15 protein-coding genes are annotated in these 24,002 nt (G+C 42.0%); 8 read left to right on the top strand and 7 right to left on the bottom strand.

The annotated features are described in order from the left end of the window. Nucleotides 1-116: 116 nt before the first annotated feature. The 4 genes from CWC18_RS16220 to CWC18_RS16205 all read right to left on the bottom strand — a co-directional run bounded on the left by CWC18_RS16220 (nucleotide 117) and on the right by CWC18_RS16205 (nucleotide 7,086). On the bottom strand, nucleotides 117-3,074 hold the full coding sequence (locus CWC18_RS16220) for a TonB-dependent receptor (protein WP_138593042.1): 2,958 nt from the start codon (nucleotides 3,072-3,074) through the stop codon (nucleotides 117-119). Between the two features lie 263 nt (nucleotides 3,075-3,337). Next, entirely contained in the window at nucleotides 3,338-4,339 is a 1,002-nt protein-coding gene (locus CWC18_RS16215) for a LacI family DNA-binding transcriptional regulator (RefSeq protein WP_138593041.1), read from the bottom strand. Between the two features lie 58 nt (nucleotides 4,340-4,397). Further along, nucleotides 4,398-5,729, bottom strand: coding sequence for a glycoside-pentoside-hexuronide (GPH):cation symporter (locus CWC18_RS16210; RefSeq protein ID WP_138675689.1), 1,332 nt, complete (start codon nucleotides 5,727-5,729; stop codon nucleotides 4,398-4,400). A gap of 25 nt (nucleotides 5,730-5,754) precedes the next feature. Continuing rightward, nucleotides 5,755-7,086, bottom strand: coding sequence for a GH1 family beta-glucosidase (locus CWC18_RS16205; protein ID WP_138593040.1), 1,332 nt, complete (start codon nucleotides 7,084-7,086; stop codon nucleotides 5,755-5,757). Nucleotides 7,087-7,312: 226 nt separating this feature from the next. Between CWC18_RS16205 and CWC18_RS16200 the strand changes: the two genes are divergently transcribed. From CWC18_RS16200 to CWC18_RS16180, 5 genes are all read left to right on the top strand, one after another. Continuing rightward, a complete protein-coding gene (locus tag CWC18_RS16200; protein WP_432760753.1) occupies nucleotides 7,313-8,596 on the top strand; it encodes a sugar MFS transporter in 1,284 nt (427 codons plus the stop codon). Nucleotides 8,597-8,601: 5 nt separating this feature from the next. Continuing rightward, nucleotides 8,602-11,121: a glycoside hydrolase family 3 protein gene (locus CWC18_RS16195; protein WP_138675683.1), complete on the top strand. Its 2,520-nt coding sequence runs from the start codon at nucleotides 8,602-8,604 to the stop codon at nucleotides 11,119-11,121. Between the two features lie 178 nt (nucleotides 11,122-11,299). Then, nucleotides 11,300-14,188 (top strand): family 16 glycosylhydrolase, encoded by a 2,889-nt coding sequence (locus tag CWC18_RS16190; protein ID WP_138593037.1) that lies wholly within the window; start codon nucleotides 11,300-11,302, stop codon nucleotides 14,186-14,188. A 385-nt stretch (nucleotides 14,189-14,573) separates the two neighbouring features. Further along, nucleotides 14,574-16,133 carry a basic secretory protein-like protein gene (locus CWC18_RS16185; protein WP_249348076.1) on the top strand — a complete coding sequence of 520 codons (1,560 nt, stop codon included), beginning with the start codon at nucleotides 14,574-14,576 and terminating at the stop codon, nucleotides 16,131-16,133. A 219-nt stretch (nucleotides 16,134-16,352) separates the two neighbouring features. Next, nucleotides 16,353-17,831: an alpha/beta hydrolase gene (locus tag CWC18_RS16180; RefSeq protein WP_138675682.1), complete on the top strand. Its 1,479-nt coding sequence runs from the start codon at nucleotides 16,353-16,355 to the stop codon at nucleotides 17,829-17,831. A 91-nt stretch (nucleotides 17,832-17,922) separates the two neighbouring features. Here CWC18_RS16180 and CWC18_RS21075 read toward each other — a convergent pair whose 3' ends face one another. Beyond that, entirely contained in the window at nucleotides 17,923-18,069 is a 147-nt protein-coding gene (locus CWC18_RS21075; RefSeq protein WP_171041136.1) for a hypothetical protein, read from the bottom strand. Between the two features lie 149 nt (nucleotides 18,070-18,218). Next, nucleotides 18,219-18,647, bottom strand: coding sequence for an organic hydroperoxide resistance protein (locus CWC18_RS16175; protein ID WP_138593034.1), 429 nt, complete (start codon nucleotides 18,645-18,647; stop codon nucleotides 18,219-18,221). 130 nt (nucleotides 18,648-18,777) lie between these two features. On the opposite strand from CWC18_RS16175, the gene CWC18_RS16170 reads away from it, so the two are divergent. Together CWC18_RS16170 and CWC18_RS16165 are read left to right on the top strand one after the other, a co-directional pair. Beyond that, nucleotides 18,778-19,206: a MarR family winged helix-turn-helix transcriptional regulator gene (locus tag CWC18_RS16170; protein ID WP_138593033.1), complete on the top strand. Its 429-nt coding sequence runs from the start codon at nucleotides 18,778-18,780 to the stop codon at nucleotides 19,204-19,206. Between the two features lie 108 nt (nucleotides 19,207-19,314). Beyond that, nucleotides 19,315-21,066, top strand: a complete 1,752-nt coding sequence (locus CWC18_RS16165; RefSeq protein WP_138675681.1) for a hypothetical protein — start codon at nucleotides 19,315-19,317, stop codon at nucleotides 21,064-21,066. 289 nt (nucleotides 21,067-21,355) lie between these two features. Here CWC18_RS16165 and CWC18_RS16160 read toward each other — a convergent pair whose 3' ends face one another. Further along, complete coding sequence (locus CWC18_RS16160; RefSeq protein WP_138675680.1) at nucleotides 21,356-21,754, bottom strand: hypothetical protein; 399 nt, start codon at nucleotides 21,752-21,754, stop codon at nucleotides 21,356-21,358. 305 nt (nucleotides 21,755-22,059) lie between these two features. Here CWC18_RS16160 and CWC18_RS16155 point away from each other — a divergent pair, with 305 nt between their 5' ends. Continuing rightward, entirely contained in the window at nucleotides 22,060-23,673 is a 1,614-nt protein-coding gene (locus tag CWC18_RS16155; protein ID WP_138675679.1) for an ABC-F family ATPase, read from the top strand. The last annotated feature ends 329 nt before the right edge of the window (nucleotides 23,674-24,002 follow it).

Genomic DNA, 24,002 nt, shown 5'->3' with positions numbered 1-24,002 from the left:
GACTTTTGAACCTTAACTTAACCAAGTTGGGTGTCGCTGTATTGCGTGCTTTGTCGTATAAACGGCTGCATCACAGATACAACCGTTTTTTTAAACACACACTTCAAATCAATTATTTAAAAAGTATAGCGGGCGCCAATATTATAGCGAGCACCATATTGCGCCCCATTTAAAAATTGCTCTGGGTAGCGCACATATACACGCTGCGTCTGTTCAGTAATATTTAACCCTTCAAAAAATATCACCAGCTGTTCGGTCACTTGATAGTTCACATTTAAATCCACCTGCGAGTAAGCTTCGGTAAATACTGGTGATGAATGCTGATCAAAGTCCGATAAAAACTCATCGCGCCAGTTATACGAAAGCCTGACCGACAAGCCGTCTTTATCGTATATTGCCGAAAAGTTAGCGGAGTCACTCATACCCACTAACGCAAATTGAGGGTCAACCACATCTCGGTCTACTTCAACATCGCCGCTGACTTTAGTGGCATTGGCTTGCAAGCCAAACCCTGATTCACCAAACATATGCTGAACAGCAAACTCCCAACCATACAAGCGTGATGCACGTAAGTTCACATCTCGAGATACCGCAAAACTTGCCAACGGATCATCAGAGTTACCCGCTATTCGCGTTCCTGCATCACGGCCCATATTTTGGTTAATCCGGTCATGAATAGCCTGATCTGATGGCTGAATACCTTCTGCGATCAGCTCTTGTCGTGCTTGCTCGGCGCGAGGGCCAATAAACGCATCGGTTAGCCCTGCAATGGTTTCGTTGGTGGTTACATTCACTAAAAAGTTATCTACTTTTTTATTAAAATACCCGATCGATACATAACTGCCTTCTTCATAATAATACTCAGCTGATAGGTCATAGTTATCAGCAACATAAGGCTGCAACTGTGGGTTACCCACTTCCACTTTACGTTGCCCAACTTTTGGGTTACCAATGAAGTTTTTGGTAGAGCCTAGCGCGTCAATTGATGGGCGAGTGAGTGAACGCGAGTAAGATGCACGTAAAATCACATCATCAACAATTTCATAGTCAATATCGACACTGGGCAGTAACTCTTCGGTTTCACCTTCTCCTTGCGAAAAACTCTGATCGGTGGCGTAGACATATTCCCACTCATTACCATTCACCCATTCCATCGACACCGCGGGGCGCTCTAACCCCGCAGAAGTGACCTCGGTTTTTTCGTAGCGCAAGCCAACCAGTACATTTAACGGCATGTCATTCACATCAAACGTCATACTCACTTGGGTATACAAGGCGGTGGTGACTTCTTCAACACGGCTGTCGTTATCTATGGGGCCTGATTGGAACTTGCCATTTACATCGGTTGGCCAACCTGAATTGTATATATCTGGTGCAATGGTATCTTCAATGGTTTCAAACAAGTGCAACACCGAATCAAAATCCGCCGTGACATAGTAGTCTATGGCTTTATTATTGCCGTTAGAGAAGCCATCGAGTAATGAGTTTATCCCCACTCGTTCAAACATATCATCAGGAAAATGCACCGCAGACCAGTTCCACCAGCCGGCTGGTAAGTTTTGCGAAAAGGCCTTGGTTTGCCTAAATTCCATTTTGGTATGCGCGCCACCAAAACTCACTTTATTCACAAAACCATCATTTTGATTTACCCACTCACCTTTTAATTGAAACTGCTGCATGTCATTTTCACTGGTGTCGTTTGTGACAGCACCAAACAATGAACCAATATCTGCACCTGTCAGCTCAGCTTGAGGCTGGCCCTGTCCATCAATTAAATCAAGCCCCCATAATGGGATCCCGCTACCATCAACGGTATTCGATTTAACATTAATGTTTGCGGTATTGGGGCCAAATTCAGGCCCAGAGTCTGCACAAAAACCACAAAAAGTGTTACCAATAATCAAAAATGCATCAGAACCTAAACCCGCTCCGCCATTGGTAGCCGATGAGTCATGCATATCAAATTGCAGTTCTAGGGCATCACTGGCTTGCCAAGTTAGGTTAAAACCCAAAGACTTGTTTTCATTTTCATACTGAGCACGGCTTAGATTTGTTGCATAATCGCCGCCAATTTCAGCTACATCGGTATAAGTGCCGTTTTCGTTAATGGTGGCGCTTTTTACATTACCGCCATTGTTAAACCACACACCAAACCCATTTCGATTTGACTCAAACTCGAGTTTTGAATAGGTGTAGTCAACCGTTGCTTCAATGTCGTCGTTTACGGCATATTGTAAAACCAGCTGACCATTAACACGGGTACGTTCGTTGTCGTTAATCGAGTAGCCTGAGTTTTGCGGATACCAAGTCGCGCCATCCGCACGCTGATTATTGTCGGTTAATGCCAAATTAGGGGATGCGGCAAGGTTTACATTGGGGATCCAATTATCAATGGCTGCTTTTTGTTCACGATTATTACGGTCTTGATATGAACCCGACAACAAAACGCCTAGCCTGTCTTCCATAAAAGTATTACTAAAAATACCCGAAATTTCTGGGGTAACGTCATCGCCTGCTTCATTTGACGTTTCAAGCACCCCTTTTAACCCCAACGACGCTTTTAACCCTGGTGAAGTAAGCGGCTTAGCAGTGATCATATTCACTGTTGCGCCAATGCCTCCACTGGGTAAATCTGCTTTCGTGGTTTTATATACTTCAACCGCGCTGACCCCTTCTGTCGCAATATTTGCAAAATCAAACGAGCGACCTCCAACAGTTGGCATTTGGCGACTATTTAAAGTGACGAGGTTAAATTCAGGGCCCATACCCCTTACCGTTACTTTACTTCCTTCGTTATTACTTCTATCAATAGATACCCCGGTGATCCGTTGCAAAGATTCTGCAAGGTTTGCATCTGGGAACTTGCCAATATCTTCAGCAGTGATGGCGTCGACCACCCCTGTTGCACTGCGCTTTACATCCATTGATTTGATTAAACTGCCTTTTATCCCTGTGACTTCAATCACTTCTATTTTTTCTTCTTCAGCAGCATTGGCCAACGATACTAAATTACCGCCAAGGATAAGCGACAGGCTCGTTGCTAACACTGATTTATTGAATTGCTTGGTTTTCATAGAATGTCCCCAGACCACACCATATGTTTAGTGTTTATGTGTAAAAGTAGCTCAAAAACTACTTTTACAAATAAAGCACTGAGTTATACGCCCAATTACGTTATTGTGTTTTTAAATGTAAGCGCTTACATTTAAACTTAGAATATTATATTTGTTGCGTCAACTGTTTATTAACTAAACCACAACTAAATTATTATTTATGCCTTTCCGTTTTCGGCTCGCTCCCCCAAAACTAGGCTAGTTAAACTTTTGTTTTTAATCACTTAAGCTAACAGTTTACTTGACTGTCTAACTTCAAGTTTTGGCACAAAAACGTCTCGAAGTACCAAACCAGATTTATCATATGTTTTTGCTAAAATGTAGTTCGCAGCCATTTTTCCCATTTGAAAAATAGGATAATCCACCGTTGTTAACGTGGGGTACAAGTAACTGGCGTAAATAATATTGTCGAACCCGACAATAGAGAGCTGTTCAGGAATATCTAAATTTAGCTCACGCGCACGGGTCATTACGCCCGATGCCATTTCATCATTGGCACAAATAATGGCACTGAACGCTTTGCCTGTGCCCAACAAGGCATCTAACCCAGCACTGCCTGACTGTTGCTGATAATCACCTTCAAACACCAGCTCGTTATCAAATGCAATATCGGCGTCTTGCAACGCCAATTTGTGCCCGTTTAGCCTGGCTTGCGCATCTTGCTTCCAACTTGGGCCGCTGATATAGGCCACCTGAGCGTGCTGCAAATCTAGTACATGCTGCGTAGCAAGATAACCCCCCTGCTGATTATCTAAACAAATACAATGGGTTGAGATTTGTTCTATGTAACGATTGATTAATACAAAAGACACGCCCTTTGCCGCCAAGTCGATTAAATACACGTCAGAGACCGCTTCAACATGCAATATTAAAGCGTCGCACTTACGGCTAATTAAAAACTCAATACTGGCTTGCTCTGTGTCGGCATTTGAGTGACCCGATGCGATAATGGCATGTTTACCTTCACTGCGCAGTGTTTGCTCTATGGCGCTCATCATATCGCCAAAAAACGGACCATGTAACTCCGACACCAGTACGCCCACACTATTGGAACAATTCGACGCCAAAGATTGGGCGATGGCATTTGGTTGATAACCCAACTCTGCCATTGCACTGAGTACTTTTTCTTTGGTTTTATCACTCACTCGTGCGTTGTTATTCATCACCCGAGAAACCGTTGCCAACGACACCCCTGCGAGTTCAGACACCTGATAGATTGTCGCCATTAAACACCCTCGTTCTGCTTCGCTCTCAGCTTAGTGAATTGCTAAACTACTCTTTTTATTATTCTACTTTACACAACTGACTTTGCACCTGTGCCATTTCATCCGCGTTTAGTTTATAGCGCGTCATGATCATCGCAACCACCAACGAGCCAACAGCTGGTAAGAGGGTGAAGCTCAGTACAATACCTTGCTGAGTATCGTGTGACTGCACTATATCTGCTTGATAGCCATAATAACTTAATTGCCACCCTGCAATTGCGCCTCCTAATGCAATGCCCAGTTTAATAAAAAACACCACTGATGAATAGACCATACCGGTGATCCTCCGTGACGTTTTAAGCTGCCCATAGTCAATAGTATCAGCCATCATTGCCCATAAAATTGGCGTTGCCATTTGCAAAAAGAAACTCCACATTGCAAACATCACAAACGCCCACTGCCACTGCTCTTTAGGTACCCAATAAGCCAGTGCGCATAACAGTGCGCTGATCAGTTGCAGTGCGACATAAGCCTTTACTTTACACACCCTATTAGCCAGCCAACTAGAACACGCACACCCTAAAATACTCATGATCATGCCGATGGTCACAAAGTGCGTAACCAAATCTGGTAATTCTAAGTAATATTTTACAAAATACACAGCCAATGAGGCTTTTAATACTTGGCCTGTCAGTAGACACAGTCCAGCAAAAGACAGTAACTGCCACTGATCATTTTTAGCTAATAACTTAAAATCTGAAAAAACCGACGCCTTTGCGACTCTTTTTTGATGAGGCAACACACGTTCAGTGGTGCCTAAAAAGCACAGTATAAACAACACCAACCCCAATACACTCATCACTGCCATGGTGTATTGATACCCTTTTTGTTGATTGCCTTCACCTAGCAGCTCCACCAGCGGCATGGTGCCCGCTGCAATGATGAGTCCCCCTAACATGCCGCAAACAAAGCGATAAGATTGCAAAGACACCCGTTCTTTTGGGTCAACCGTTAACACACCACCCAGCGCTGAATAAGGGATATTAATTGCGGTATAAACCAGCATGAGTAACGCGTATGTCACAAATGCATAAGCCACTTTTAATTCATACGGCCAATCCGGTGTGGTAAATGTCAGTATACATATCACTGAAAATGGTACAGCTAGCCATAGTAAATAAGGCCGGTACTGCCCATATTTAGTGTGTGTTCTATCTGCCAATGCCCCCATCAGCGGATCCGTAACAGCATCAAATATCCTTACTACCAAAAATAACGTGCCGACTAATGCGGCATCAATCCCCATAACATCGGTATAAAAAATTAATAGAAACATCATCACTGTTTGGAAAATAAGGTTGCTTGCTGTATCACCTAATCCGTACGCTATCTTTTCTTTTTTTGTTAGTATCATACGTCACCTCGCGAATGCATTATTATCTGTTGAGCAGCATATTCCTGTATTGTTTTGCGCTTTCTTTTAAAGTGCGTTGTTGTGTTTGGTAATCGACATAAACTATACCAAAGCGTTTCTCATAACCTTCGGCCCATTCAAAATTATCCATTAAGCTCCATGCAAAGTACCCTCGAACATCTACACCTTGCTTCATCGCGGTGTCTACCGCTGCAAGGTGCGTATTAAAGTAAGCAACTCTGTCTAAATCGATTATTTTTCCCTGTATCGGCTCATCGTTCATGGCGGCCCCATTCTCTGTGATATAAACAGGTGGTAAAGTGTAGTGCTTATTTAAATCAATCAACAATTTACTTAAACCTTGTGGGTAAATTTCCCACCCCATTTGAGTTACACTGAACGTTGCAGGAGCCACTAATTTAAATTCATCTTGTTCGCAACTGCGATATACCGAACGACTGTAATAGTTCACGCCCAAAAAATCTAAATTGGCTGCAATAATATCCATATCACCGACTTTGATATCTGGCTGATGATCGGGGCTTAGCGCGTCAATAATATCTGGGTACTTGCCTTCAATCAGAGGTTTAATATACCAATGATTAAAATGCTGATCGGCAAGCTTAGCAGCGTCTATATCGGCTTGATTGGTGCTCGCAGCAAAACAAGGACTAAAATTGAGCACAATACCATTTTGACTTTCGGGGCTGTTTTTTTGCAATACTTGCATCGCGAGACCATGGGCTAGCAATAAGTGATGTGCTGCTTTTTTACCGTATTGCTTTCCTGATATCCCAGGCGCATGAATGCCTATTTCATACCCTAAATAAGCACTACACCAAGGCTCATTTAATGTTGCATATGAATATACCTTACCTTTAAACGCTTTGGATACCACATCAACATACTGCTCAAACGCAAAGGCTGTCTCTCTGTTTAACCACCCCCCATTGTTTTCTAGCGCTTGTGGCAAGTCCCAGTGATATAAAGTAACAAAGGCTTTTATATTGCGCTTTTCAAGCTCAGTTAATAAATCAAGATAAAATTGCATCCCTTTGGTATTGACTGAACCATCATGATTGAGCACCCTGCCCCACGATACCGAAAACCGATAGGCACCGACTCCTAAGCTATCAATTAACGATACATCATCACGCCAATGGGTCAGGTGATCGCAGGCAACATCCCCATTCGATCCATCAACAATGGCACCAGATGTATGACAGAATGTGTCCCAAATAGTGGATTGTCTTGTACTTGATTGACCTTCAATTTGAAAAGCAGACGTTGCCACACCAAAAATAAACTGCCAGTCGTTCATCATAGAATTGTCTGGAATAGTTAACTGCTTCATTGTGCCGTCCTATCTGTTTTGAGCTATTTATTTAGCGCAATTTTTTGCGTTTACATCACACAATGTAGCAAGTGTTTTTTTAAAACTAGGTTGCTTTAGTTAATTGGTGTGCTATAAATGAAAGCGCTTACATTTTTTACTAAAGTTAATCGTTAAGCATCATTTGGTCAAGAAATTTAAAACGAGAATAACAAATCAACAGCACGAAACAGGTTGTATAGGAGTCATTATGGCAGGCATACCGATCAGCACACACTCAGAGCATCATACGCAAAGTGGAAGTCAAAACACTCGCTTTGCGTTAGGATCATTAACCACGCTTTTTTTTATGTGGGGGTTTATTACCTGCCTCAATGACATTTTGATCCCTTATTTAAAAGCTATGTTCTCCTTGAGCTATACACAAGCCATGCTGATACAATTTTGCTTTTTTAGCGCGTATTTCATTGTCTCTTTGCCTGCTGGCAAGCTGATCAGCAAACTCGGATTTCAAAGAGGTATTGTGCTAGGCCTTATCATTGCCAGTATAGGCTGTACTTTGTTCTACCCCGCAGCTGCATTAAAACAATATAGTCTGTTTTTGGGGGCGTTATTTGTGCTGGCCTCAGGGATCACTATTTTACAAGTATCAGCCAACCCTTTTGTCAGTATTTTAGGTGACAGTAAAACAGCCTCGTCACGATTAACCATGACACAAGCATTTAATTCACTTGGTACAACCGTCGCGCCTATGTTCGGCAGCACCATGATTTTATCCGCAGGGATCGCTGCAAGCGATGGCAGAACAGATCAAAGCTCTGTGCAAACGGCCTATTTAATACTTGCAGGAACGCTATTTATTCTTGCGGTGATATTTTCGTTACTCAAGTTACCCACTTTAAATGCAGAGCAGCCAAACACAAACACTTCTGACCTTGCGCACATTCGCCGATTCGAAGTACTACAATATAAGCATTTATCGCTCGGGGCCATTGCGCTTTTTTTATACGTTGGTGCTGAAGTCAGTATTGGCAGCTTTCTGATCAACTATATTGGTCTAAATAATATCGCAGCACTTGAAGAAGCAGAAGCAGCGCATTTGATAGCCTATTTTTGGGGGGGGGCTATGGTAGGTCGGTTCATCGGCGCGGCCGTCATGCAAAAAGTCAACGCTGCACACGTGCTGGTATTCAATGCATTGGCAGGTTCAACGTTACTGTTATTTGCCATGCTCGGTAATGGTGAAAGTGCAATGTGGGCTATGCTACTGATTGGTCTATGTAATTCCATTATGTTTCCTACTATTTTTAGCCTCGCAATCAACTCTTTAAAGCAACTCACCAGTCAAGGCTCTGGTATTCTCTGCTTAGCCATTGTGGGCGGCGCTATTTTACCTTTATTACAGGGTGTTTTAGCCGATGCGATTGGATTACAGCATTCTTTCATATTGCCACTATTGTGCTTTTTATACATCGCCTACTACGGTTTAAAAGGTACGTCGGCACAGAAATTCTCTCGATTTACTAAGTAATTGGAATGAAAATGACAACACCACTTCACTATATCAGTGTGCTTTTAATGTCGCTATCAACACTGAGTTGTACACAACATGAATCGCAAACAACCACACGATCCAGTGTGTGGCCAACTTTACACTATAAACTTGATACAAATTCTGACGTTGAGCAGCAGGTAGAATCTATACTCGCTCAGATGACGTTAGAGCAAAAAATCGCGCAGATGATCCAACCAGAAATTCGCGATATCACCGTTGAAGATATGCGCCGGTATGGGTTTGGTTCATACCTCAATGGAGGGGGGGCTTTTCCCAATAACAACAAACACGCCAGTGCAGCAGATTGGGTTAATCTGGCTGAGCAAATGTACCAAGCTTCCATAGACGACAGCTTAGATGGCAGCAAAATACCGACCATGTGGGGAACCGATGCGGTACACGGCCACAATAATGTCATTGGCGCGACGCTATTTCCTCATAATATTGGGCTCGGCGCGGCAAATAACCCCGACCTAATCGAAAAGATCGCCCAAATTACCGCAAAAGAAGTGATGGCAACCGGGATTGACTGGGTATTTGCCCCCACGGTTGCTGTAGTGCGTGACGACCGCTGGGGCAGAACCTATGAAGGGTATTCTGAAGATCCCGTTATTGTAGGCCAATATGCATCAGCCATTGTCACGGGGTTACAAGGCAAACCACATAGTAATTTTTTAGGTGATGAACAGGTCATTAGTACTGTAAAGCACTTTTTGGGTGACGGCGGCACCGTTGGGGGGGACGACCAAGGTAATAATATCGACAGTGAACAAACCTTATTTGATATTCATGCCCAAGGTTATGTCCATGGTCTAAGTGCTGGCGCGCAAACCGTCATGGCGTCATTCAATAGCTGGCATGGCGATAAAATCCATGGCAATAAATATTTGCTCACCGATGTATTAAAACAAAAAATGGGCTTTGATGGCTTTGTAGTTGGTGACTGGAACGGCCACGGGCAAGTTCAAGGATGCAGCAATGAAAGCTGTAGCAAAAGTATCAATGCGGGCCTAGATATGTTTATGGTGCCGACCAAAGCATGGAAGCCTCTGCTCCAAAACACCCTTGCGCAAGTACAGCAGGGGGAAATTGCATTATCACGTATTGACGATGCCGTATCCCGAATTCTAAGAGTGAAAGTACGTGCTGGTTTGTTTACAAAACCTAGCCCAGCTAAGCGAGTTTTAGCGGGAAAACAGCATTTAATTGGCCATACTGAGCATCGAAAAGTCGCTAAGCAAGCTGTAAGAGAAAGCTTAGTACTGCTAAAAAATAACCAGCAGACACTGCCGCTAAAACCCAGTAGTAACATACTTCTTGCAGGCGACGGTGCCGATAACATCGCAAAGCAATCTGGTGGCTGGTCTATTACATGGCAAGGCACAGGCAATACAAACAAAGACTTCCCTGGTGGCAGCTCTGTTTATGACGGGGTACTACAACATGTTAGTGCCGCTGGTGGTAAAGTGACATTAAGTCCAAATGGCGAATTCAGTACGCGACCAGATGTGGTGATCATGGTGTTTGGTGAAAACCCTTATGCAGAAGGCAACGGCGACTTAAATAGCGTGGAATATCAAAAAGCCAACAAACGTGATTTAGCCTTGCTGAAAAAGTTTAAACTCCAAGGGCTGCCTGTGGTATCGGTGTTTTTATCAGGTCGACCGCTGTGGGTAAACCCAGAGCTGAATCATTCAGATGCGTTTGTTGCCGCTTGGCTGCCAGGCTCAGAAGGGAGTGCGATTGCTGATGTATTATTTAAAACCAAAACGGGAACAGTCAATTACGACTTTACGGGTAAGCTGTCGTTTTCTTGGCCTGCACAAGTGACCGACCACCACCTGAATGTGCATGACGCCCACTATTCACCCCTATTTGCCTTCGGATATGGCTTAACCTATCGTGATAATGTACAAGTGCCCCACCTCGATACCACCATAGCAGAGCCAACAGCGGGGCCAAAAATACACCCAATTTTACAAGGCACCGTCAAAAGTCCGTGGACGCTTAACATTGTGAGCCAAGTACAACGTAAGCAGATGAGTAGCAACGCAGTAGCACTTGACGCGATTCAAGTCAGAACCATCGACAAAAACGTGCAAGAAGATGCGCGTCAGATCACATTTTCACAGGCTCAACCAGCAAAAGTTGCCATTAGTCATGTTTTTCCTGAAGATTTACGTGACTTTACCGCGCCAGATAGCGCATTAATGTTTGACATTAAAGTATCAAACAAAGCGGGATTTACCGCCAAGTTCGGTATTAACTGCGATGAGAACTGTAGCCGAGGTATTCCCCTTGCAAACGTTGTAAATACTGAACTAATCGAACAATGGCAAAGTACGGCAATAAGTACCAAATGCTTTAGCCATGTTACCGCGTTTGCCAGCGTGTTTAGCCCATTTGCGATTGCTGCAGAGGTCGATACGACCATTAGTCTCGCCAATATTCGTTTAGTACACACGCGACCAAAAGCGCACCCAATGCATCATTGCCCGTAATACAACTGCCCAACAAATACGGGAGTAATTAATAACGTGTTGCTAGCCCTGGCTCGCAACACTTCACCTTAAACATTGTGCATATAACAATGCATACAATCATTTAATTGATATTCAAGGAATGAGTTAAAACCATATGTAAGCGGTTACACCATTTAGACTGAAAAGAGATTGAACTATGAAGACAATAAATCGAACTCAGCGGTTATGCGCCTATTCTCTGCTCGTTTCAACCATGATTTTTGCATCTGGTTGCTCCGACTCAAGTGGAGAGTCGTCTAGAGAGCAGCTTAGCTTTAACACGGCGCCTACGTTCTCTAGTACAGCCAATACCAGTGCGTCGGCACAACAACCTTATAGCTATACCGCAACAGGCGAAGATATTGATGGCGACTCGCTCAGCTATCAAGCACAGACTCTCCCGAGCTGGCTGTCGTTTGAAAACAATGTGCTCGCTGGCACGCCCAGCACCACACATATTGGTGAGCACGACGTCGTGCTCATTGTGTCTGATGGTAAGCTCAGTACCACACAAAGCTTTACAGTGACGGTTGCATTAGCAAGCAATGCAAAAGCATGGACCATGATATGGTCAGACGAATTTAACGGCACCTCCTTAGACTCACAGCACTGGCAGGTTGAAACAGGCGACGGCTCACAGTATGGATTAATTGGATGGGGCAACAACGAACTACAGTGGTATCAAGAAGAAAATATCACCGTCGCAGATGGTAAACTTATTATTACCGCACAAGAACAACAGACTAATAATTACAACTACACCTCTGGGCGCATGAAGTCTGAAGCAAAAGTCGACATAACGTATGGCCGGATCGAAGCGAGCGTAAAAGCCCCATATGGCCAAGGTTTATGGTCAGCATTTTGGATGTTGCCAACAAATAGTCAATATGGCGGTTGGGCATCGGGAGGCGAAATCGACATTATGGAGCTGTTTAGTCTCACCACAGATCAAAAAGTGTTGGGAACCATTCACTATGGCATGGCATGGCCGCTTAATCGCAGTGCTGGCGGACAACATAGCCTCAATGTGACAGACGCATTTCATTTATATGCCGTAGAATGGGAACAAGATGAAATTCGCTGGTACGTAGATGACGTGCACTATGCGACCGTTTCCTCAGATACTTGGTGGAGTTATTACTACGAGAATTCTGAATTAGGGTACGTATCAAAACCAGGTGCGCCTTTTGATCAAGACTTTCATTTATTACTCAATCTAGCCGTTGGCGGTAATTTACCTGGCTCACCTGATTCACAAACACAATTTCCCGCAGTCATGGAAGTGGATTATGTCAGGGTATATCAATGTGACTCTACTTCACAAGCAGGTGTTGGCTGTGTCACTAACGTCAATGCGGCCGCTACAATTACAGCGCCAAGTGACGTACATATCGCCAATTACCCTTTATTTATAGATAAAGCGCAAGACATAACGTGGCACATAAACGATGAGACTGTTTCTCGCGGCTTAACCGCGGAAATCGCATGGGACAACGACGGTGCAATGAGTTTAAGCGAAGTGGATATTGGTGGCGAGCACAATACGGTGCTTGAGATCAGCACTAGCAATATGGGCAATATGGCAATCAGCGCCACAGACAAAGAGACATTTGCCTTGTTTGGTATGGGTAGCTCTGCTGAACCTTGGAAACTGCATGCCGGTGAGCTAAAATTTGATCTGTTTATCAATAGCGCAAAGACCACTGCCGACAGTAATATACTGATCAAAATGGACAGTGGTTGGCCTGCACTAGGAGAAAAGGTGATCCCTGTTAATACACTGAAAATGGATCAGTGGAACAGAGTCTCGGTGCCTATTAATGAGTTATTAGCAACGCCCGGTCAACAGCCTCTAGACATGAACGCTGTAGTTAATTTATTTGTTATTGAATTTAGTGGTGCTGCACATGTGCAGTTAGATAACATCGCACTAATGTGTGGTCACAAAGACAGCGGCGGGTGCGGCATCAATCCACCCAAAGTTGAGATTGAAGGAGAACAAATCACGGTATTCGATGATGCGGTTAACGCCGATATTTGGACAAATGGGATTGGTGCATGGGACACCATTACGGGTGCAGATTACTTTGATGGTCAAAGCAATAATCATGTAACTTGGTCCACCGTTGACAGTGATGATGCTGATCGCGGTAAAGTACTCGAAATTGGGTTTTCTAATAACGGTGCCGACGGTTTACTGTATTTTCAATCTGCACAGCCCATTGATGTGAGTGACTACCAAAACGGGGCATTAATTTTTGATATTAAGGTGCTTGATTATGCACAAACAACCAGTGGCATAAGCTACAAAATAGACTGTATATTTCCATGTACAACAGGTGATCAAGTCCTCGGTGTTATAGCCGATAACCAGTGGCAAACCATCACTGTGCCAATCACTGATTTAGTTAATTTTGGTTTAAACCCTAAATCGGTTAATACGGGGCTGGTGATTTATCCTACTTGGGGTGATCAACAAGGTGTGACATTACAAATTGACAACGTTCGCTGGGAAAAATCAACTTCAACGGACACGCCTCCCCCCTCCTCAAGTAATGGTCTGATGATCTACGACGGTACAATTGCACCAACCTGGGAGTTGTGGGATTGTTGTGGCGGTGCAACTGTCGAGCAAGTTCAGTCTGACGATAGCAGTTACGCAACCGTTGCCCAATATACTTTCAACAGTACGCCCACTGTGGCAGGCATTATGAGTAGTGTAAGTTTCGACGCAAGTACGCTGAGCAATGGCACCCTTGAGTTTGACCTAAAAGTGTTATCACAGCCAACAGACACTAGCGGAGATTGGCTCATCAAAGTGGAAGGCATTACTAATCAGGTGTTTGCCGAGCTAAAACTGTCACAAAGCCAAGAAGGGATCGCGCCGCAACAGGACCAATGGCAACATTACACGTTCGCATTATCTGAGTTAGAAGCTGCGGGACTGAATCTTTCAGCTGTGAAGATCATCATGGTATTCCCAACATGGGGCACAGGTGATGGAGCGGTTTATCAATTAGACAATGTGCAATTCACGACCCCGTAAACAAAAGGTGTGGCGTATACCCTATGCGCCACTCTCTTACACCTCTTCAAATAAGTTATAAAACAAATCAATAGAATCATGCAATTAGTTATAAACCTGCTTCAAAAACGTTTTATAGCTCACTTTGTTTATTTCATATCGGTATATATTATAACCAAATACATATAAACAAATGTATATATAATAATCATTGCTTTAGCAGGGTTTGATTACATTTTAATGTCTATACTCCGCAGTTTATCGTTTGACAGCACTTTAAATACCATCGATATTTAGATCGTTCCAAATGCATTAATAATTTATGCGCTTTAATGTTTCATAGCCTGTTCTTATGAACAGTTATATATAAAAACTCAAAAATGGAACGATACAACAAAAGGTGAAAATGATGATTAACAGTAATAAATATTTAAACAAGCAGTCTCTACTACTCGCGATGTTTGCCAGTATTAGCTCCCATGCGTTTGCAACCACGGCAATAAGTGACGATGTGACACAACCGAACTCGGCAGCGATGACAGCCTCAGCTGAAAATGGTAGTCACGAGTCAGCCTATCACGCATTCGATAACGAGCAGTACACCAAATGGTTGACGTTTGAGTCAACAGGTTGGCTGAATTACCAATTCTCAAATACTATGATTATACAAGGTTACAGTATAACGTCTGCCAATGACGCCCCAAGCAGAGATCCTAAAAACTGGGAGTTACAAGGCTCAAATGATGGCGTTAATTGGACAACACTAAACATACAAAATACTCAAACCTTTGCCAGTCGTCATCAAACCAAATACTATAACTTCAGTAACACTCGTGCATTTAACCAAGTACGCCTAAGCATTCAAAATAATAACGGCGCGGCAATTTTACAATTGGCTGAAATACAGTTATTTGGCCACGCCGGCGGTGACAATGGCACGCCTACTCTACCCGTCAACGAAAGTTATGCTCTCGCAGCCGGTCAATGGCAGCATTTTGGCCCTTATAACGTGGGCAACGAAGTCATTGCAGCCACCTCAGGCACTGGCGATGCTGACTTATATTTGAACGCGGGATCTGTAGCAACAACAAATCAGCATATTTGCCAAAGTACTTCCCCTACAGCGAATGAGCAATGCAGCGCCACCAGCAACGATTTATATGTTTCAGTTTATGGGTATTCTAATACGCAATTTAATATCAACATTAAAGAAAATGTGCCCACGGATCCGGGCAATGGACAATGGAAAAAGCCAGTGGTCGATTTTGTTGACCTAAACCCAGAAACACAAGGTTCGCAGCTACTTAGGCGTATTATTCAAGACCCAGCCGCACATATGGCGCAGCGCTGTATCGACGTTGCACAAGTTTTATATAAAGACCCTATAGAATCTAACCGTTTTAAAAAGTTGCGTTTTGAATTACGCGCCAAAGATCACTGGGGCAAAGAGTTTGTCGCGTACAAAATGGGGGAAGATGGTTCAGGTGAGATGACTATTGTGGTGAGTACCACTCATCTAGAAAAACTCTATCGAGAAGGCGGAAACTCAGATGCGGCTATCGCAGATGAAATTGATGGCATTTTATTCCATGAGGTGACTCATGGTTATAACAACTCGCCTCTCACGCATGACTCCTATGGTGATGGTCAAGCCTATTGGGCATTTACTGAAGGCTTAGCCGATGGCGTGCGTATTGGCGCAGGCTTTCACAAAACCCGTCAGCCTAATGTTAATGACCCTAAAAAGTGGCTAGGTGGCTATACAACAACAGGGTTCTTTTTCCATTATGTACAAAGCCGCGTTGATAACCAATTTATCTATAAATTCAACAAAGCAGCCAAAGACATGGGCAATTATACGTGGTCATTCGATTCTGCATTTAGACAAACAATCGGCCGAGGCGTTGAAGATGTATGGAACGAATACGCCGCTTTTATCAATAATGGCGGCCAATTGGAATATTAGGGTTTAGACACCAGCGGAGTAAAGTGCTTTATACTCACTTTGCTCTTTCCCCTTGCTGCGATTTAAGTCAATTAAATCAGCTAACTATTTGCTATATTTGGCTTTACATAAAGTGTAATAACTCACTCACCTCTTTTCATCTTTAGTAAATCTTAGGCGTTCAAGTACGTCTTTAATCAAGAGAAAAATAATATAAGCAATTATTAACTAAGGAAAGAAATGAGACAAATAATGAAAGTCGCAATGCTAAGCGCACTCGCTTGCTCTGCATCAGCATTAAGTGCACAAATACCCACGCCCAACGATCTTCTTGAATACTACCTATCAGAAAAACCCTACCACCCAAATACACCGTTTGCCGCAAGCATGGGTTATTTAGCCCATTACGATGATAAAATACGAGAGCTATTAACTGCGCCTCAACCGAATATAGAGCTAGCCAGATTATCTGGGCATGCTCAGCTTTGTTTACGCGCAGTTGGTAGCCGTTCTTCAAACTCTCTTTTACCAACTTTATATAAGCAAGACGGCCAATGCACTGCTATATCAGCACTGAATGCCAAAAGGGACTGGTACTACACAGACCAGCAATGCAACCACTCTATCGAGTACAAGCAAGGATCTGATACCCAATATTGTATAAGAAACTTTGATTATACAGCGCGTAATTACGGTAACAGTCGCGATCTAAACCATGTACAAGATGCTTGGATCCCCGGTTATCAATCAATATTACCAATAACCACATTACCGCACAGTACGACTCAATTACCGCTACTACAGCGTAATACTTATAAAACAACCTATAACAAAAACGGCGCGTGTCATTTAGAAATGCGTGTTTATAAAAAAGCCAACTCGCACAATGCTACACCACTGATGCTGATCCATGGAGGTGGTTGGGTTGCTAGACAAGATACTGGCCGTTCAGCTGAAGTGCAAATTGCACACTTCACTGAAGCGGGATTTATGGTTTATATGCCTTTTTATCGACTTGTCAGTAATGTTGGTGACGCTGGTGCTCAGTGCAACAATGTCGATATCGAAGAAAGTAAACAAGATATTAAAGACGCATTCTTATGGGCTCAGAATAATAATTCTAATTATACAACCAGCGATAAATCGATACGCATTATGGGTCAATCTGCAGGCGGTCATATGGCAGTATGGTTATCACAGCAGTTCCCAGATAAGATAGATAAGATAGCTCCGATGTTCCCCGTTCCAGACTTTGCGCACCAATTACAAGAAGTACAAAACGGAAGCTATGATAAACCTTACATAAAATGGATGCTCACCCAACTAACTGGAAAAACATCGTGGCAAGATTTATCTATGCAAGACCCTATCATTACCAATAACAGTTTGTTGCAGAGCATTGAAATTGATCCTGATAACGCACCGGCAATGTTTATCAGCCATGCTATGAAAGATAATATTGTCTCGGTTAGTCAAGCAATGAGATTATGTAATGCAGCTTCAGGAGATATAGTTGGAGGCCCAGCTCAAAAAAGCTCTTTAATCTTCAATGAGCAGCATAGTATTACGCAATGTAACGCGAAAAGTGAGCTGCACTTACTAGAATTTGGTAGCCATCACTTTGATGTTTGCTATGAACGCCCTTGTGACGAAGGCGGTTTTCAAGGTGAGCAGGCAATTAAATCAATTATGACGTCAATGATTAACTGGTTGAAATAAGCAATACACAAACATGGTGGCTTAGGTCACTCTGTTTTCAATTTAGTGTTATCTCTCAACAAAACTGAACTAACGATAATAATACCGTGTTTTATGGTGCAAACACGCGAATAGATACACCAAGCCACGTTGCCCCGTCGCGTTTATTGTCACTCTTGTACCAAGTTTCAATAGGGTCCCATAACTGGACCCATTCTTTTAAATGAGAGTCAAACCATTCACCCTGTTCATTATTCAAAATGTAGTGCAATGAACTATTCACAGATTTATATAGAAAAATCAATAAGTACTCAAGCGTTGCGTAATAGCTACATAAATTGAACGCATCTCAATCCTAGTTTTACTTTATCGCTATATAAATCAAAGGGGCTGATCGCCCCTATATTTTTATAACACAGATAGTTCTACAGCAATATTACCTCGTGTTGCATTCGAATAGGGGCACACCTGATGCGCTTGTGCTACTAATACTTCAGCTTCTGCCTTTTCCATACCTGGAATAGAAACAGCTAATTTAGCCGCGATACCAAACCCTCCTTCAATTGGGCCAATGCTAACTTGCGCATCAATACTCGTGGCAGCAGGTAAACTTGCTTTACTCTGCCCTGCTACGAACTTAAGTGCGCCAATAAAACACGCAGCATAACCTGCCGCAAATAACTGCTCGGGATTAGTGCCTGCACCGTCATCGCCGCCAAGTCCCTTGGGGGTAGACAATTTAACATCTAAACGACCATCATCAGACTGTGCACTGCCTTCGCGCCCACCTGTCGCCGTTGCATTTGCAGTATAAGCAATCGTTTGTAATGTATTCATATTCACTCTCCAATATTTTTTTCGTAGTTTTCATAAAGCAATTTAGTTTGCATGCAAACTAATATACTCAGAAAATACTTAATTGCAAATACTTTGTGTGCAAAGTAAAATATTGACCAAGGAGGACACCATGAGTTATGAACAGTTAAAATTAAAAAATCAGCTATGCCATCGACTTTATATGGCATCAAATGGCATCACGAGACACTACCGCTCTCATTTAGACACACTAGATCTCACCTATCCACAGTATGTGGTTATGATGGCACTGTGGGAGAAAGATAATATTACCATTGCCCAGTTGGTTGAGTTAACCGCCATTGATGGGGGGGCAATGACTTTAATTTTAAAGAAAATGGTCACTAAAACGCTTATTCAGATTGCCAGTGACGAAAACGATAAGCGCAAAAAATGCATTAGGCTGTTACCACAGGGTATCGCACTTGAGGAACAAGCCCAGCATATCCCTGAACTTATTAAATGTGGCTTTTCAAACGTAGATGAAAAAGAGATATCACAACTGATTTGCCTACTGGACAAAATACTAAAACATCAGTAGTAAATTTACGAGTAAATCACTATAGTGCTTCGATAAAAATAAAGTTATCACTTCAACAATTGATCGGCTTTAGTAACAGTCACAATAAGAACAGCATGGAGTTTTTTGATGGATCGTAAGAATTTACTCTATATTTTACCCTTGGGGTTACTAATTTACCTTTATTTTATCTTAACGACCGCAGATACTGAGAGTAGTGAAGCAAATAGCAAACTGATCACTGAAGCGCCAATACTCACAACTTCTCCACCTCCTTCCAAAGACAAAGTGGTTATAGAACCCGAGTTCACTAAACAACCCCATTGCTCGCAGCTTGATAAAGCGCATGAAATATATTTGCATAATAAAATTGAATTTATAAGTGCAAAGGCGGTGCAATGGTACTTTGATGGCTATGGCCGATACGAAATTGCTGAAACGTTAGCTGCCATGTTTGGTTACTCTGCGGCAATGAAATGGATCATAACTATAAATCAATTTTCTCTCTATCATGAGCAACATGATGCCCTTACTCAAAATATTGACTCTTTAAGTTATCATTCAAACTTTTCAAAACATTCACACTATTTAACGGGCCTGTCCCGTTATCAATATACACATGGAGATCACGCGCAATCCTTAGGCCAGCCGCTTAATCAATTGCCTGATATAGCAATGTATCATTGGAGTGAAGCTTTAAATAATGCTTTACAAGATAAAGATATGGATGGCGCAATCACCGCTATATACAAACTAAAGGCTTTGGTCACTAACCCTACTTTTTTCCCACACCCCATCAAAAACTCGATGCTTTACCCCAGCCTTTCATTTTTATCTCAGCCACAAGTAACACAAATAATTACTGCGCTGCTTGAGTTATCACCCATATATGTTGACAGCAAAGATCACCATGAAAAACCCTATGGGATAATGTTAGCAAACTTGGGGCTGGAAAAAACCTTATGGAGATTTGAAGAAATAAATTCGAATGACTTTAAGATTGACCCTGTAATAACGGCATTGATAGAGCAATTGAGTTCAGCGTACCCATCACTTAATACACCGCCAATTGCTAAAAATATATGTAAAAATCAGATTATCAATAATGATATCGCACTCAATGTAGCGCCGCTAACTGTTAAAAACTCAACCCAGCCCCTCACTCCTAGTTGGCAAGGTGCACATTCATTATTTTGCCCTAAAGAAACGTTTATGAGTAAATTCGTGTCTGCAAACAATCATCTCAAGCGCTTTAATTTGTCATTGGACGATTTTAATACTTATCAAGCTCTACAAAAAAATAGTGGAGAGTTAAAAGAGGTATTAGAGCAATTAGGTGAATCCCAAAGAGCCTCACTATTAGAATTAATATATTTAAATGTACAATTATCACCTTCAGAAATTGATGCATTATTCAACAAAAACATCACCCCGACAGACAGTAACTTTTACCTGCTGGTCCGCAGGCTACCAATAGATCAACAAAAAGCCATATTATTAAAATATCAACATAGATTAGACAATTTCGACCACCGCCAAATTTCACTCATTACAAACGCCATTACGTATAATAACAATAACAGTGATGAACTTGTTTCTTTTCTTATTTCACACGGCTTTGCGTTAAAACCTAATGCATCAGCCCCTGATCCACTATGGCTTCAGCTCCACTTATTACGAATTGAACAAACACACCAAGCCCTGCCAAAAAAAGCGCTTCTAAGCTTAATTGAACATACCCAACTAGACGAAATTCATGTCAATATTATGCATAAGATCAAGCAAAGTAATATCGAATTATATAATACTTTGGTTAACGAATTTCCTAAGTTGCTTTTGAACGAACCAAAATTTCTCATGAACATACAATGTGAGGGTTGATAGTGACGAACACCATTGTTAGCGCTCTAGTTACGTCACGTTTTATGTTACCACTAGTAAGTAAGCGCAACTAGGTTAAGTTACTCATATTATGAGATGTTAAAGCCATTCTGACTGTTGAAAGTGAATACAATTGCTCTGGAAAAGTGATTGTATTAACTTAAATAGTGCCACATTATTGTCTTCTACTTTAAGCCTTTATAACGCTAATCACTTCATTATCAGGCCCGAATTCAACATCGAAGTACGATACGCTTTTTAATATCTAACGCAGAGTGAGATCCTGTATTCACATTTTGACTTTGTTATTTTTATACCAAGCAGTCGCCATCAATAGCATGAACACTAAACTAAGCACGTTAATTGACAGGGTAATGTCATCAAAGTTAAATGCCACCACAAGCATCATCCCAAAATTCACCCCTATATTAAAATCACCATATTCAACTTGGATTGTCTGCAAGGTAAAATATAAAGCCGCTGAGGCTATCATTTTACAATCGCCCACTTTGATATATTTAACGAGTAAAAGCCCAATCGCCCCACCGACCAAATTCTTTATCAATCTGAAAATGTCGAACTCAAGCAGCACCGGGGATAAAAGTGCAAAAACGATAATTAGCCATGCATATACCGACACATATTTTGACGCCGCCGCATTAAAGCGAGTGGGATGAGTAATCGTCATTAAAAGCCTCGTTAGTCTTTAATCATAGTGATTCATTATCTTACAATTATCATTTCTATTGCAAAGAAATTAGGAACATCTTGCCGTTCGCCAGTATGTGCCAAGACGCAACAAGGTGGGATGTGCTGTTTTGATGGCGCTTTTTAAAATTCTATTGTGGTTTTGTTGTTTTATATAAAGCTTTACTCGACAGTCTATCATTGTAGTCTGTATAATTCGCGACCTCATTTAGACCAACCCTTGATGCTTGTTAAAAACAACATAACTGTTGTTTTTTATCAGCTCACCTTGCTTAGGAATTCATCTTGATATCTACCGCGAATATCACCATGCAGTTTGGTGCAGAACCCTTGTTCGAAAATATTTCTGCTAAATTTGGTAATGGCAATCGTTATGGCTTAATTGGCGCAAATGGCTGCGGTAAATCCACATTTATGAAAATCTTAAGTGGCGCGCTCGCACCGACTTCAGGTAATGTTTCAATTACTCCAGGCCTAAAAGTGGGTAATTTAAGTCAAGATCAATTTGCATTTGAAGCTTATTCTGTTGTTGATGCCGTGATCATGGGTGACACAGAGCTTTGGAAAGTAAAACAAGAACGCGATCGTATTTACTCTTTGCCTGAAATGAGCGAAGAAGATGGTATGAAAGTCGCTGAACTTGAGAGCTTATTTGCAGAAATGGATGGTTACAGCGCAGAAAGCCGCGCAGGCGACATTCTACTTAAGGCAGGGATCGAGGAAGAGTTTCATTTTGGTTTGATGTCGCAAGTTGCACCCGGCTGGAAATTACGCGTTTTGCTTGCACAAGCATTATTTGCAAACCCTGACATTTTATTGCTGGATGAACCAACCAACAACCTCGATATTCATACTATCGGTTGGTTAGAAAATGAATTAAACCAGCGTAAATGTACCATGATCATTATTTCGCACGATAGACACTTTTTAAATGCAGTCTGTACACACATGGCCGACATTGATTACGGTGAATTGCGTATTTACCCTGGTAATTATGAAAAATTCTTAGAAGCATCGTCTTTGATCCGCGAGCAATTATTAGCGGGCAACGCCAAGAAGCAGTCAGAGATTGATGAATTACAAGACTTTGTAAACCGCTTTGGCGCCAATGCATCAAAAGCAAAACAAGCAAGTTCACGCGCTAAAAAAATGGACAAAATCAGCTTAGACGAAGTTAAAAACTCTAGCCGTATCGCACCAAGTTTACGTTTTGATGAAGGCAAGAAAATGCACCGCCAAGCATTAATACTTGAAGACTTTGGTCATGGATTTGACGGTGAAGTGCTTTTTGAAAAAGGTGAGCTTATTCTTGAATCAAATGCCAAGCTTGCCATTATTGGTGAAAATGGTGTGGGTAAAACCACCTTTATACGTTGCCTAGTTAACGAACTTCAAGCGAATGAAGGTGTTGTAAAGTGGTCAGAAAACGCATCAATAGGTTACTGCCCTCAAGACAGCTCTAAAGATTTTGACAATGACTTATCGTTATTTGACTGGATGTCACAGTGGCGTACCGCTAAGCACAATGATTTAATGGTACGTGGCATGTTAGGTCGCTTATTATTTACTGCCGATGATTCCAATAAAAAAGCCAAAAACTGCTCGGGTGGTGAGAAAAACCGTTTATTATTTGGCAAATTAATGATGCAAGACGTAAACGTGTTAATTATGGATGAACCTACTAACCACATGGATATGGAAGCCATCGAAGCCTTAAACAACGCGTTAAAAGAATACGAAGGGACACTTATTTTTGTCAGCCATGACCGTCAATTTGTGTCATCTTTAGCTACGCGCATCATCGATATTAAAAATAAGAAAGTAGAAAACTTTCACGGTACATTCGATGAATACCTCGCGAGCCAAGCCGAACAAGAAGCCTTACTCGGTGTAAGGTAACCCCACATTTAAAGCGTTTATCATTCAGTGTACATGATAAACGCTTTACTATTGCTGCCTCCCTTCATTCAAAGCACTATTATCAACTAATCTCTGTTGCGCTATTCCTCGAGTATGATTACATGAGGCGTAATAACACATTCAAATATCCAGATAATCATTCGCTAAAAAACCAGCTTATTAACTGATATAAACGCTTATAAAGCAATACCCACCTATCTAAAAACATTGGTATATCAAAAACTATGGATAAATAACCTTAAAACTAATAAAGTCATACCACCTCAAATTACATGCCATTGAGCGCAATGTAATGGTACATTGAATTT

The sequence above is a fragment of the Pseudoalteromonas aurantia genome (assembly GCF_005886875.1).
GTDB lineage: Bacteria > Pseudomonadota > Gammaproteobacteria > Enterobacterales > Alteromonadaceae > Pseudoalteromonas > Pseudoalteromonas aurantia_A.
Note: the sequence above shows the minus strand (reverse complement) of the source record. Positions and strands in the feature narration are given on the sequence as shown.

Bases quoted from the DNA above. Each gene is read 5' to 3' on its own strand.
- CWC18_RS16195 (WP_138675683.1), top strand. From the start codon at position 8,602: ATGAAAATGACAACACCACTTCACTATATCAGTGTGCTTTTAATGTCG.
- CWC18_RS16180 (WP_138675682.1), top strand. From the start codon at position 16,353: ATGAGACAAATAATGAAAGTCGCAATGCTAAGCGCACTCGCTTGCTCT.
- CWC18_RS16160 (WP_138675680.1), bottom strand. From the start codon at position 21,754: ATGACGATTACTCATCCCACTCGCTTTAATGCGGCGGCGTCAAAATAT.
- CWC18_RS16220 (WP_138593042.1), bottom strand. From the start codon at position 3,074: ATGAAAACCAAGCAATTCAATAAATCAGTGTTAGCAACGAGCCTGTCG.
- CWC18_RS16185 (WP_249348076.1), top strand. From the start codon at position 14,574: ATGATGATTAACAGTAATAAATATTTAAACAAGCAGTCTCTACTACTC.
- CWC18_RS16215 (WP_138593041.1), bottom strand. From the start codon at position 4,339: ATGGCGACAATCTATCAGGTGTCTGAACTCGCAGGGGTGTCGTTGGCA.
- CWC18_RS16175 (WP_138593034.1), bottom strand. From the start codon at position 18,647: ATGAATACATTACAAACGATTGCTTATACTGCAAATGCAACGGCGACA.
- CWC18_RS16170 (WP_138593033.1), top strand. From the start codon at position 18,778: ATGAGTTATGAACAGTTAAAATTAAAAAATCAGCTATGCCATCGACTT.
- CWC18_RS16190 (WP_138593037.1), top strand. From the start codon at position 11,300: ATGAAGACAATAAATCGAACTCAGCGGTTATGCGCCTATTCTCTGCTC.
- CWC18_RS16165 (WP_138675681.1), top strand. From the start codon at position 19,315: ATGGATCGTAAGAATTTACTCTATATTTTACCCTTGGGGTTACTAATT.
- CWC18_RS16205 (WP_138593040.1), bottom strand. From the start codon at position 7,086: ATGAAGCAGTTAACTATTCCAGACAATTCTATGATGAACGACTGGCAG.